The sequence below is a fragment of the Fibrella aestuarina BUZ 2 genome (assembly GCF_000331105.1).
In the GTDB taxonomy this organism is placed as follows: Bacteria; Bacteroidota; Bacteroidia; order Cytophagales; family Spirosomataceae; genus Fibrella; species Fibrella aestuarina.
The window spans coordinates 4,018,867-4,031,121 of the sequence record NC_020054.1 but is presented as its reverse complement, the minus strand read 5'-3'; the positions used below and the strand labels follow the sequence as shown (position 1 = coordinate 4,031,121).

12 protein-coding genes are annotated in these 12,255 nt (G+C 59.1%); all 12 read left to right on the top strand.

From position 1 onward, the window contains the following. The first annotated feature begins 32 nt into the window (after nucleotides 1–32). The 12 genes from FAES_RS16395 to FAES_RS30555 all read left to right on the top strand — a co-directional run bounded on the left by FAES_RS16395 (nucleotide 33) and on the right by FAES_RS30555 (nucleotide 12,244). Nucleotides 33–1,004 carry a hypothetical protein gene (locus FAES_RS16395; RefSeq protein ID WP_015332358.1) on the top strand — a complete coding sequence of 324 codons (972 nt, stop codon included), beginning with the start codon at nucleotides 33–35 and terminating at the stop codon, nucleotides 1,002–1,004. A gap of 72 nt (nucleotides 1,005–1,076) precedes the next feature. After that, nucleotides 1,077–2,678: a hypothetical protein gene (locus FAES_RS16390; protein ID WP_015332357.1), complete on the top strand. Its 1,602-nt coding sequence runs from the start codon at nucleotides 1,077–1,079 to the stop codon at nucleotides 2,676–2,678. Between the two features lie 57 nt (nucleotides 2,679–2,735). Continuing rightward, complete coding sequence (locus FAES_RS16385) at nucleotides 2,736–3,755, top strand: hypothetical protein (RefSeq protein ID WP_015332356.1); 1,020 nt, start codon at nucleotides 2,736–2,738, stop codon at nucleotides 3,753–3,755. Nucleotides 3,756–3,765: 10 nt separating this feature from the next. Further along, the gene (locus FAES_RS16380; RefSeq protein ID WP_015332355.1) at nucleotides 3,766–4,413 is read left to right on the top strand and encodes a hypothetical protein; all 648 of its coding nucleotides are present in this window, start codon (nucleotides 3,766–3,768) and stop codon (nucleotides 4,411–4,413) included. A 13-nt stretch (nucleotides 4,414–4,426) separates the two neighbouring features. Further along, on the top strand, nucleotides 4,427–5,524 hold the full coding sequence (locus FAES_RS16375; RefSeq protein ID WP_015332354.1) for a hypothetical protein: 1,098 nt from the start codon (nucleotides 4,427–4,429) through the stop codon (nucleotides 5,522–5,524). Nucleotides 5,525–5,879: 355 nt separating this feature from the next. After that, nucleotides 5,880–7,994 carry a hypothetical protein gene (locus tag FAES_RS16365; RefSeq protein WP_015332352.1) on the top strand — a complete coding sequence of 705 codons (2,115 nt, stop codon included), beginning with the start codon at nucleotides 5,880–5,882 and terminating at the stop codon, nucleotides 7,992–7,994. Beyond that, nucleotides 7,978–8,292: a hypothetical protein gene (locus FAES_RS16360; RefSeq protein ID WP_148289380.1), complete on the top strand. Its 315-nt coding sequence runs from the start codon at nucleotides 7,978–7,980 to the stop codon at nucleotides 8,290–8,292. Before FAES_RS16365 ends, FAES_RS16360 begins: the two co-directional genes overlap by 17 nt. Nucleotide 8,293: 1 nt before the next feature. Continuing rightward, nucleotides 8,294–9,136, top strand: coding sequence for a hypothetical protein (locus FAES_RS16355; RefSeq protein ID WP_015332351.1), 843 nt, complete (start codon nucleotides 8,294–8,296; stop codon nucleotides 9,134–9,136). After that, nucleotides 9,124–9,366: a hypothetical protein gene (locus FAES_RS16350; protein ID WP_015332350.1), complete on the top strand. Its 243-nt coding sequence runs from the start codon at nucleotides 9,124–9,126 to the stop codon at nucleotides 9,364–9,366. Before FAES_RS16355 ends, FAES_RS16350 begins: the two co-directional genes overlap by 13 nt. Beyond that, nucleotides 9,353–11,212, top strand: a complete 1,860-nt coding sequence (locus tag FAES_RS30515; protein ID WP_015332349.1) for a fibronectin type III domain-containing protein — start codon at nucleotides 9,353–9,355, stop codon at nucleotides 11,210–11,212. The genes FAES_RS16350 and FAES_RS30515 overlap by 14 nt, the downstream gene beginning before the upstream one ends. Continuing rightward, nucleotides 11,212–11,802 (top strand): hypothetical protein, encoded by a 591-nt coding sequence (locus FAES_RS16335; protein ID WP_015332348.1) that lies wholly within the window; start codon nucleotides 11,212–11,214, stop codon nucleotides 11,800–11,802. Before FAES_RS30515 ends, FAES_RS16335 begins: the two co-directional genes overlap by 1 nt. Before the next feature lies 1 nt (nucleotide 11,803). Further along, nucleotides 11,804–12,244, top strand: a complete 441-nt coding sequence (locus FAES_RS30555; RefSeq protein WP_051054174.1) for a hypothetical protein — start codon at nucleotides 11,804–11,806, stop codon at nucleotides 12,242–12,244. Nucleotides 12,245–12,255 lie beyond the last annotated feature (11 nt).

Below are 12,255 nucleotides of genomic sequence, written 5' to 3'. Positions count from 1 at the left end.
CGCCAACCAATCGCCGTCATCGGCTGCCTCTTATGGAAAACACCTCTTCTGGTCCCCAACTCAACGTCACCTCCGGGTTCGATCTGAACAGTATTCTAGCCGAAGAAGGCTTAGCTGAGGCACCCGAAAGCGGGCCTGAGCAAGCCGGGCTCAATGACACCGAAAAGCAGGCATTGGGTCAGATTACCACCAACACGCCGCCGCTGGATCAGACGCTTGCGCCTGGCCAGAAGGCACCTGTTGATGCCTCGATTCCGGAGTATCTGAAAGCCGATGCGTCGACGGAGGTGGCCCCGGTAACCATCGACTGGGGAGCGAAGTACAAAGAGGCCTTCGGCGAAGACATTCCCGCCGACATCGAGCCTACGCCCGAAAACGTGCTGGGCAACCTCACGATGCTCGAAGAAGCCCGCCGCTTCATTCAGCAGGTGCCTGAGTACGCTGAGCTGCAGGCGCGCCTGAGCCGCACCTATGAGCCTGGCGAAGCCGGGGATCATGCGCGGTTCCTCGACAATCAATACCTGCTGGAGCAAGACCTGATCCGGCAAATGCCCATTCTGCGCGACAACGATGAAGATCGGGATCGCTACATGCTCACCTACATCCAGGAAGGCGCCCTGACCGCCAAAGGCCAGCAGTGCGTCGATCAGCTGCGGCAGCAAAAGAACCAATGGCTGGAGCAGCAGCAGGAGGCGGCCTGGGAGCACGGGGCCAACGTGGCCAACCGGCAAGCTGCCGCCCGGCAGCAAACGGCCAACACGATAAAGACGCTCAATCCCGGCGGTGTGCCGCTGAGCGACGACGACCGCACCGCCCTGATTGATTTTATCAACTCGGACGGGCTGCGGACCAAGCTTACCAATTACGACGCGCTAACCCCGGAAGAACAGGGGTTGATGGCGCTGGTGCTCAATCCCCAGCTGCGCGCGCGCTGGCTGGCAGCCCACTACGAACGCGGCGCCAAAGAAGGGGCTAACCGACGGTTGGCCAGCCAGCTCAACTAAGATTCCTCGGCCACGGCGGGGATCGCCCGACGCCACTATTTCTAAACCCAATCCTTTATCCAACTACCTCTCATGGCAGTCAATAATCCGCTTAAAGTAGTACGGACCACGCGCGTTCCCCGCCGCAAAGCGCTGGATATGGAGCACATCAACTCCTACGTGGGCCAGCGTGAATCGATCAATATGTTTCTGCGCGAGGCGGTGCCCAGCTCGCCGCTGAACATGTTCTCGGACTTCAAAGGCTTTATCTCGGCCGACAACAACGAAGACGGCCAGGCACAGCTGATCAACGTCGAACGGGCTGGCATCAGCACCGAGTACCACGTAACCCGCACGTTCGTCGAAAAGCGGATTCCGGGCCGGGTGACCGACAACAGCCGCGTGCCGGCCGTGCTGGTGGCGCCCAACCCCGGTGGCGTCAATTCGGCCCAGACCAACTTTACGTTCCGGGCCAACCGGGATATGGGTGAGCCGGGCTCGATCTTTATGCTCCGCGACGAGAAGACGCTTATTCTGGCGGTCGGCAAACGCTCGCTCAGCACGGAGGAAGTCGAGTACACGGCTCAGTTAGTAGGCATCCCGGGTGAAACGGCTGACGGCTCGCTGCTGTCGATGGATGCGCCGATCCGCTACCAGATGGCCAACACGATGGGCCAGGGCTCCCTGGGTGGTCTGCCGATGGTGGGTAACGGCGAGGTATCGTTCGACGAAATCAACGTCACGACCATCATTCGCTCGGCCTCCGTGTCGACGGGTAGCGCGTTAGCCGATAATGCCATGGCGGCAATCCTGGAAGATGCCCAGGGCAAACGCATCGACGTGTCGTCGGATATTCCCGTTCAGGTATTCCGGCAGGCCTGCCAGGAACTGAGCGATGCCGTCATGCACTGGAAACCCAACTTTACGGCCAAAGATCGGCGCATCGCCAACACGATGGCCGACAGCCGCTACCCCGAGCGCCCGGTTTTTGCCGGGGTGTATTACCAATGGGATCTGGCGCCCAAACGCTACGAGCACTACCTGCGTTCCTCGCAGGAGGCCTCGGTGGCCAAGCTCGAGTGGATGCTTAAATCGATGCGCGCGATTGCGGGCAAAAAAGTAACGCTGCTGGCCGTCTGTCAGGGCCTCGGCCGCGACTGGCTCAAAGACACCTATTTCGCGCTGGCCAAGAAGCTGAATTATCAGATTCACGTGGGCGTGAACGACGGCAAGCTCAACGGCGGCAGTGTCGGCTACGACATTGATACGATGGAAACGCCGGATGGCAAAATTCTCATCTACGATATTTCGCAGCCCCAGGATAGCTGGAGTATGAGCGACCGCATTGGCTACAACGGCGTGTCGTACCCCTCGCGCTCGAACCGGATTTACTTCATGCCGGTATCGACCACCGATCCGCGCACGGGCGCCAAGAAGCCCACGGTCCGGATTTACCACAAGGAGAAAGACGATATCCGTCGGTTGCTCAACCCGGCCGTCACCAAAGGCCACGTCGGTCGCGGTAGCTGGACGCCTGAGCAGCTACTGAACGTGTCGGACGAGCAGGTCAAACGGACACTGGCTAACAACGGTAACCGGGTTGATTCGATGGTCGACGGGGATGAAATCTGCTTTTTGTCGCAACTGACGGTGAAAGCCTCGTACGACAAGAACATGATTCTGGATTTGAAATAACCTTAATTCTACTGTCGGGTGGGTCACTGGCTCACCCGACTTAATTCTGTTCCTCTTATGGAGTTCGCTAAAGCTTTACTGGTTCGCAACAACGCCATTCGCGAAGGCGATCCGGGTCCGGAAACCGAGGAATACCTCGAGGCCGAACACGAGTACAGTATCAAAGGCCAACCGTACACCTTCACCTTTCTCGATCGGCTGGGTAAACCCGCGCCGATGATCATTCAATCGCACCGGCTCTTCAATCTGAAAGACAAGTACGATAAGCACAACTGGGACGTGCTGAAGGTCATCGTCAAGTTTGACCCCACGATCGCCGAACGCGTGCAGCTGCATGATCCCGAGGAAGAAAGCCGGAAAGCCATGGCGCAATTCGATCTGGAACAGGAGCTGGCTACCTACCTGTCGGACCACCGGCAGGATACCGAAACGCTGGGCAACCTCTACCGCCGCGTGGGCCTGGGGTCAACGGCAGGCATTCCGGCACCATCACTGTTTATTGCCCTGAAAGCCAAAGCCCGCGAGGGTGTCGATGCGTTCCGCTCCGTGGAGGGTGCCTGGCTGTGGGAGGATAACGATTACGAAACGCAGGTGCTGCTGGACGCGGGCCTGGAAACGGGCATCCTGTATCTGGACGGGGAGGTGTACATGCGCCGCGACGGAAAGGTGCTGGGCGAAACCTACGCCCGGGCTATCTACGAGTTGTCGACCAACTCAATCGCCCGCCATTATGTGCAGCAAACCATCAAAGAGCAAGCGGGTCGGCCGCGGCTCGCCAAACGACCAACCGAGCTAAAACTGGAAGAGTCGGAACTGCTGCAACTGGCTACCACCGTCGGGGTAAAAAATGCGGAGGCGGTTCAGGAAGTGTCCGAGGAGCTTACCGCTCCGACTGTCGACAAGGCCATCAGCAACAAGGTCAACGCCTACATTCAAAAGGGGCTGGTTGTCGAAACGGACGGCGTCTGGACGATTGCCGACGTACCTAAGCCGTTTATGTCGCGCGAGGAAGTCGATACGTTTTTTGCCGAAAACCCGCAACAGGTGACCATGATGGATGACCTGGTGAATTACTAACCCTACGGTAATGACCAATTACGACGTATTCGCTCTGTGGGAAAAACTGCGCAAATCGGATGTGCCCTATTTGGCGCCGAACCGATTTGCGGCGTATTACACCACTGAGCGAGCGGCGTGGCAAAAACTGAAGGCCCTCGAAAAAGAGACCGACTATATCCGGGAGCTGATGGCGGCCTTCGTGGTGCGTAAGCTCATCCAGCATCCGGGTACGGTCATTGATCTGGCCACGATTACCCCGGCTGTGGGACCGATTCGCGCGCTGAATCTGACGTTTTCGTACAACGTCGGTGGGCTGACCAGGCCGTTGCCCGATCGGCCGTGTGCGCCTGCCAAAGACGATACGCTGGCCGTCGATCAAGGTAACCCAGCCCGCCGTGCCGATGACTGGTACCCTAAATACCAGCAGGAAGGCACAAAACTGACGCTATTGAGTAAGACGACGCCGATCATCGCCATGCTCAGCTACTGGCAGGTGCCACCTGCCTTGCTGCCTCCGCCACCAACTGCGACCAATGCCCAGGTGTTGATCGAAGGAGATAAAGCGGTTAGTGAAATTCTGGATCGGGTACTAGCCCGGCACCTTCGGCCTTCGGGCCCGTCCGCTTACGCCGCATTAACTGGGAGTGAGATACCCCAGCGTGAACTAAACCTTTAACCAACTCTGTCGCATGAACATTTCAAGCGTTTTTCCCGCTTACGAGCCTATTCTTCGCACGCCGGATTGCCAGCCCGAATTTGATCAGGTTGTTTATTATTCCGGGGCCACCAACGTAACGCCGCTCGAAGAGAACGGCCTGTTGCGGTTTAAGGGGGCGCTGTCCAACGTACCTGACAACGATGGCCCCGAACTGGGGGTACCGCTGATCGATATCCTGCCGGGTGGGAAAGGCGTAGGCCTGCGCTGCTGCAACGCGGCTACCAAACAAAAGGTACGATACGCCGTCATCGCTCCCCAAACTCAGCCGGTAATGCTGCATCTGCGGCCCGTATCGACCTGCGTGGCGCCCAAAGAACTTGACGAGGAAACGCCGATTTTTGTGGGCTACGACGAGGGGCGTATTGAGACGGCTGCTCAGAAAGCCGCCGACGCCGCGCGCCAGTTCAACCTGTACTACGGGTTGTACGGCAACGCTACGGCCGTGACGGAAAACGGTACCTCATACGTGGAGATCGAAGTCCTGAAACCGGGCGATTTCTTCCACATGAAAGGTACCGATGGCCTGTCGGCGGCAAGCATCGTCGTTCCCGGTAAAAATGTGGGGCTGACCCCGGCGCTCATCGCCAGCCTGTTTCCGGGTGAGGCGGTGCCCGCGGGTACGTGTCTGCGGGCCATTGAGCTGGACTACATGGAGTATCAGGCTGCTGAATTGCTGGGCCAGATGACCTCGTCGTTTGGGCAGACAACGCAGCGGATGGTGCCTATCCAGCGCCGGTGCGTCGCTCTGTTTGCCGATAATGCCAACGCGACGGCCGCTCACGATGCCGCAGTGACCATCCTCAAGGCACAAAAGCACCTGTTCACCACGGGCGCAACGCCGACCTGCCAGGATTTTCTGGTGTACCCCTTCAGCGTCGACCGCGCCGATGGGGGCGATGCGGCGGCCATGGCGACGGCTAAGACGGATTATAGTGCGGTGACGATTCAACGGGTCGCCTACCGCAATGGCCGGTCGCTGTACACCGTCACGCGCACAGCTTCAGCCAAACCCGCTGTCGTTACGGCCGGGGATGTGATCGGAACGGGTACGGCCTTGGCGCTGAGCTAATGGGTTTGCGGGAGGCCATCAGGCACCTGCGGGCCAAGCCGGCCGACGCCATCTGGTTCTGGCAGGGAACGGTGCGCTACTGGCTTTTTCAGTACGCACCGTTCCTGCTGGGTCGGAATCTGAAGGCAAGCGTCGAGACCCGCAAGCGGCAGGCCTGGAGCTGCTACACCAACGGCAGTTGTATGTGCTGCGGCTGTCCAACACCACAACTCTTCTGGGCTGATAAGGGGTGCAGCGCCGGTTCGGCCCAATCACCACCGCGCTGCAGACCGCGCGCGGCCTGCTATCCTCCGCGCCACAGCTGGCTGTACCGGCTGGTTCAGTGGCTTTTTTAATCGTTTTTCTCCTCTACACAATGGATAAGGTCGGTAAACTCATCAAGGCGGGCGTGCTGGGCGTTGCCCTGTCGGTGATGGCCACCGATCCCCCGCCGGTAGCCGCGCCTGCTCCGGTCGTAGAGACGACGTCGACTGACCCCAGAGGCCCCAGCGTACAGGATCTGTACCGGCCCGTGCTGGCTGATCGGATTCCCGATAGTCCCAAAGCGCGCGGCGACTCCGCCTGGAAATGGTGGAGCGAGCAGCTGCACCGCATCAAGTTCGGTTGGGTATGCCCCTACAATAATCACTACATCAATGGGTATCATTATTTCTATTTAAACTTCATCAAGATTCCCCGTCAGGATGCGGAGACCGACACGATTACCGGTTGGGACGCGCCGCTGTTCCGGCAAAACGACGAGGAAATCATGCGGGTGCTGTGGAATCTCCGGCAGCGCACCATCAACGGCCGCACCTACCGCGCCAGCAATTTGATCAAAGCCAAGCCCCGCACCATCGGCTGGACGCAGATGGAGTTTCTGGGCGTGGATATGTATCATTTCCTGTTCTGCACGGGTCGTGATCGCTGGATCGGGCGGGGTTACCCCACCGAAAAGCACATGAAGGGCGAGGTAAACGCCTTTCGCTCGCTGTGGGCTGAACACATTCACCCGTTCTTTAAAACCTGGAACGGGCAGGTGCTCGATATTATCGAGGACAACAACGAGAATTTCGCCGTTGGTCGCTGGGTTGGCAAGGGTAGCAGCAAAGTTGGTATCAAACACAACTGGGTGCAGTACCGGCTCATCTCGTCCGAAAAAGATGCGGGCCCCTTCAAAGGGCAGCGCTACACGAAGATTACCGTCGTCGAGGCAGGCCTGTGGAAAGGCGACACGCTGGATAACTTCTACGCGGAAAACAAAGACTGTCTGGGTAGTGGTGATGGGCAGTGGGGCATGTTCGTGGTAGGGGGCACATCCAACGCGTTCATCAACCCATCAGAGAATTACAAGCGGATGTTTTTCAATCCGCTCGACTACGAAGCCAAAGCCCATTTCACGCCTAAAACGCGCGGCTATCTGCGTTTCATCGACCTGCACACGGGGGAAGACCTGGTCGAGCAGGCCGAAAAGGAAATTCAGAATTACCGAAAGAGTATCGAGCACAACGCCTCGCTGCTGCAGAAGGAAAAGGTTGAAAACCCGCTCAACGAAATCGAGGCCTTCGAGCCTGCCACCAGCCTGGCCTACGACAGCGCTATGCTGCTGGCGCAGATCGAGCATGTCAAAAGCCACGGGCTTGATTTGGCGTGGGTGTCGGGTCATCTGAAGTACGAAAACGATGCCTTTGGCCGCAAAACGGGTCGCGTTATTTTCGTGCAGGACCCGGCGAATACGCCCGAAAAACAGCGCGGGCCGTGGCTGATTAACCTGGAGGGCGTACCCCAGGCGGGCCTGTCGGGCCTGCACGTGGCGGGTATTGATGACTGCTATAAAAAGCTGCGCCCGGGGCAGAAGCTCAAGAAACGGGATTCACGCAACTGCATGATCATCTATCGCAAGCCCACCACGCAGGCGATCAATCAGGACATGCCCGTGGCGCTGTACATCGACAAGCTGCCGTCGATGCCGGCCACCTACGAAGAGTTCATGAAAGGGATGCTGTTTTACTCGGTAAAAAAGACCCTCTACGAATACAACACGGATGCCTTCGTCGATTGGCTTAACGACCGCCAGCAGGGCCATCGGCTCTATTATATCGGCACTCAGCCGGGTATTGAAATCAAGGGCAACGTCAAGCAGGAAGTAACCGCGCTGGGGCATCAGTACATGGCCAATGACCGCTATCAACGTATTACGCTGTTGCCCTTGCTGTACAGTCTACTCAACTGGGGCAGTGACGAAAACAACGACATCGGTTCGGCTTTTCACTGCGTGCTGCACCTGCTGCATGCCCTGCGCGACAAAGCACTCGACGACGATGAAGTAACGGCCCTTCTAACGGGCAGCACTCAGCCTACGGACACCAATGTAATTCAGCTCGGCGCGCGGCCAGGGTACGCGCGGCAGGCTGACAACAACTCATTCATTCGCCTTGGTCTTCAGCCGGGCACCCCACGAACCTATGGAACCAGTGACTACTACAACTAGCACCAACCTGCCAGACAGCCTTGACATGGGCAGACTTCGGTTGGGCGCACGCTTCAGCACCACCCTGACGCGCGCGCAAGGCCCTGCCTTTCGGGATGTGAGTACGACCTGCGCCTGCTCATCCAGTCGGATCGAGGGTGACACGTTGCACCTCGCCTACCAAGCACCGGGTCAGTTGCCCGAATGGGTGCGGCTGCAAAACGAGCGACAATGCCCGGTTGTCCAGTACGTCACGATTGAACTGGCGGATTTGACCCAGCACAGTATCGAACTCAAAGGTCTGTTAACTCTCGACTAGTATGCAGCAACTCCAGCTCGACGCCAAACTCGACAGCATCAATACGCTGCGGCTGCGGGATGTTACCCCCACCTGGTCGGGGCAAACCAACCTCACCCGCTATCAACTCCGCCTGCGTTACGCGGGTGGGGTGGAGATGTACTGGGAAAAGAACGCCTCCCCGATGGGTGAACTGCGTGGCGATGGCCTGGTGATCCATGCCGCGGATCTGGCCGCGCGCGCCGGGATGAATTCGCTGGCGTTCAAATCAGGTCCGTTGCACGTCTCATTGACGGCAATCGGGTCACTGATGACCAATCGGAAGCCGACGCACTATACCGTGTTTATTCCCTATGCGACCACCTCGGCCATGCAGTTGCAGGTCCGTCAGGGCGAAGGTGCGCGCTGGCAGGACGTAAGCCCGTCGTCGACAGGAAGCGGCTCTATGTGGGTCAAACTCGACAATGTGGAAGCCCCCTATACCGAGTGGCAGCTGCTGCTGCACGGTCAGCGGGTCGATGGTGGGCAGGTGATGGCCGAAATCGCCAATGAAACGGCGGTTGCCGTGACAAGCCAAGAGCCCATTGGGTACGTTGAAACGACGCTGATGCTGTTCGCCAACGAACGGCGCCAGTGGGCGGACCTGTGTTTGAACACGCTGGCCGGCCCCCAGGAGCAATCGATCGTTTTGCCGAATCAACCCCGTCAGCCCGGCCCGCTGGGTGAACCAGTCGGGCGGCTGGGCTATATCGGTAGCCTGCTGCGACTGTTGGAAACAACGAATTGCACTCAGGTCGCTGATGTCCAAACGGCCACGTTACTGCTCACGCGTATTCAACACGAACTGCTCGCATGGCCACACTGAAGCCGTACACCACGGCCAAACTCGTCGAGCGAATTGATGAGTTGGCGCGCGCCAAAGCCGCCCAGCTGGGGGCGGCCATGCAGGTAGCGGAGCCCACGGCGGCAATCGATGCCGAACTATACCGGCTACTGCTGCTGCGCGAAGCAGCCCAGTGGGCCTCGCCGGGTCAAGTAAGCCAAACTCTTTATACACTGACGAGTCAAACCACCCCCGCTTATGTGCCCGTGTAATAAAACCCACTGCACCCGATCAAATTGCCCCGGCGTTACCCGGCCGGGTACCGGGTATGGCGTGCCCTGGGCACCGGTAACCTTACCGTACGGAAACTGGCTTGACTGGTTTTTGGCCGGGGTGTGCGCCTGCCCGCCGGGTAGTGGTACCGGGCCTATTCGGGTGTTAGGACGGCTGCTCTCGCTGCGTCGATTGAGCGGCACGATGATTCTGCGGCTCGGGGTGGTTGGCAGCTCAGGTGCGGCGGAGTGGAGCACTGACCGGCTGCATTATCAGGCTGGCCCGGTGATCACCCTGCCGGTTCCTTTGGCCGATCTGCTTCTATACGGCCGGTTAACTGGCCAGCCAGATGTCGAATTTACGGTTCGGGTGTCGGCCTCGCTAATGGCCTGTGGTGTGCAGATCCAGGAGATCGTTCAGCACGTAATCAAAACGACAACGGACCACTGTTATATCGCACCGGCTGGCTGGGAAGGCAGTATAGGGGATTGCTTTGATGAAACGACGGCGCTGGCGGCGGGCTTTACCCTCGACCCTTTGTGCACGGCGTATTCAGCAGGTGGCAGTGGCTCCGGCACGGGTAGCGGCTCCGGTAGCGGCTCCGGCACGGGTAGCGGCACGGGTAGCGGCACGGGTAGCGGCTCAGGCACCGGTAGCGGCTCAGGCTCTGGTAGCGGCTCAGGCACAGGTAGCGGCTCAGGCTCTGGTAGCGGTTCAGGGTCTGGTAGCGGTTCAGGGTCTGGTAGCGGAACGGTGTCGCCTCAGATCGCGGTGGCCGGTGCCACCTCGCCGCAGTCGATTGGTGTGGGTGAGTCGATCACGTTGACCAGCAGTACCACCAACGCCGCGGGTCTGCTTACGCAGTGGTTCGAACGGGATATCATCACCAACAACGCCTCGCCACGCTCGATCCAGTCGACCTACGAGGTGACCGGGTTTGTTGGCATCAATACCAAGCGGTACTACGCCGTTCTGAAGGCTACGCAAAATGGTCAGGTACTGGCCACGTCCAACGAAATCGCCTTTGTGCTGACAGGTACAGGTACTGGCACGGGCTCGGGTAGTGGCTCGGGTTCAGGAGCCGCCTGGCAATTATACAATGCCGAGGACAACTACGGGGTATTGCTGGGCTCAGGTAGTATTCTGTGGCCGGGTGGTACCACCGTTCGGCCCGACTTCCTGCTGGCCGACCCCGCCTACACGTATCAGGCCTCGTCGCGTCAAGGGTCCATTCACCTCAACGTCTCGCGGGCCGTACAATACCGCATTGCGCTCCCCAATGGGCAGCCGATCGCTGGTGCTGGCTGGCCTACGCCGGGCAATACGGTCAGCTCACCGTTTGTGAACTACAACGCGCGCTGCGAAATGAACCCGGCGGTGGCTGGTGTGGGTGGCGTGTTGGCGCTGACAGATTATTTGGTTCAGCTCAAAGATCTGGCGCCTCCCTACGCCGTCTTCAATTTCCCGCTGCGCGTTGCGGCTGGTGATCACCTGAGCGAACCCGTGGTCATTCCGTTGGCCAGTGGGAGTGGGTCGGGTACGGGGCTGGGTTCCGGATCAGGTAACGGCCTAATGCCGCCGGGCAGCTTCTCCGCCACGCCGGGTACCGATAGCGTTACGCTGTTCTGGAACGCGGCTTCCGGGGCGGGTAGCTACGACATCGACCGGCAGCTGGTGGGGGAATCAACCTGGGAGTCGATTGCCAGTCAGTTCGTCGATATCACCCTAACCGATACGCTGAACGTACAACCGGGTACCCAGTATCGCTACCGGATACGGTCGCGGTCCGGCCTGTTGTATTCGGCTGCTTATACGACCATCACCGTCTTCACCCTGTCCGTTTAATGTATCGCTCACCCATCATACAAACACCGCCGGACGATCTACTGGCAGATTTGGATATCGCCTGGCGCGAAACACGCCCCTGCAATATCGACTACGGCCCCCTGGTGCGCCACGAGCAGGAGGAAGGCGATTGCCTCACCGGGCCGATCGTGGTAGCGCGCGATGGCCTGAGCGCCTACGAGGAATGGATCAAGGCGGGCCACGTCGGTACACCCCTCGATTTTCTCAATTGGCTTAAAGGGCCCAAAGGGGATAAGGGCGATAAAGGCGACGAGGGTGATTCGGTCTCTAAACGGCAGACGTGGTTCACCTTTCCGGCTCATCAGCCTGGCGTCAACGGAACGATCCTGCTGCATGGTCGGGGTAGTGTGGCGCTGAACTGGGTCGCATATCGGAGCGACGGCGTGACAATTGACGAACTAGCCAAGGTTCAACCCTTACCCATGCTCGACGACAATGGCCATCAGCTTATGGATGCTGAAGACCTGCCCATGGTCGACCCGGACCGCGCCCAATTGATTTATCCAGACGGTGAAGTTTTTGTGGGTATGATCTGGATTGACCCTTTTTTACCCCAACGCGAAATTTAAGATGGAACCCATTGCGCTCATTTATCCCACTGGCACCATCTCGCCGACGCTGGCCAACTGCTCAGCGATCGTGCGGGTGCAAACCGCCGGTATCGTTGAGTCGCCAGCGCTGGCGTTGCAACGCTTTCTGGCCAACCCCAGCGCCGCGACAGTCTGGGCGCCGGGTACGTTTACGCTCGTACCTGGCCCGGCAGGAACAGGGAGCGGTTCGGGTTCAGGAACAGGGACGGGTTCGGGCACGGGTACGGGTTCGGGCACCGGCTCAGGATCGGGAACCGGCTCTGGTCAGGCGCCCGATGGAGCAGGCACAGGCACGCCTGGTTCCGAAGCTGACTACGTGGCCGAAGGTATGACGCTGGGTATCGATGATGATCCTCTCGACGTAACGGCGGACTACCTAGGCAAGCCCGTTGAAGGAAGCCAGACGCCCCGGAATCCCTAACTCTTTTATTG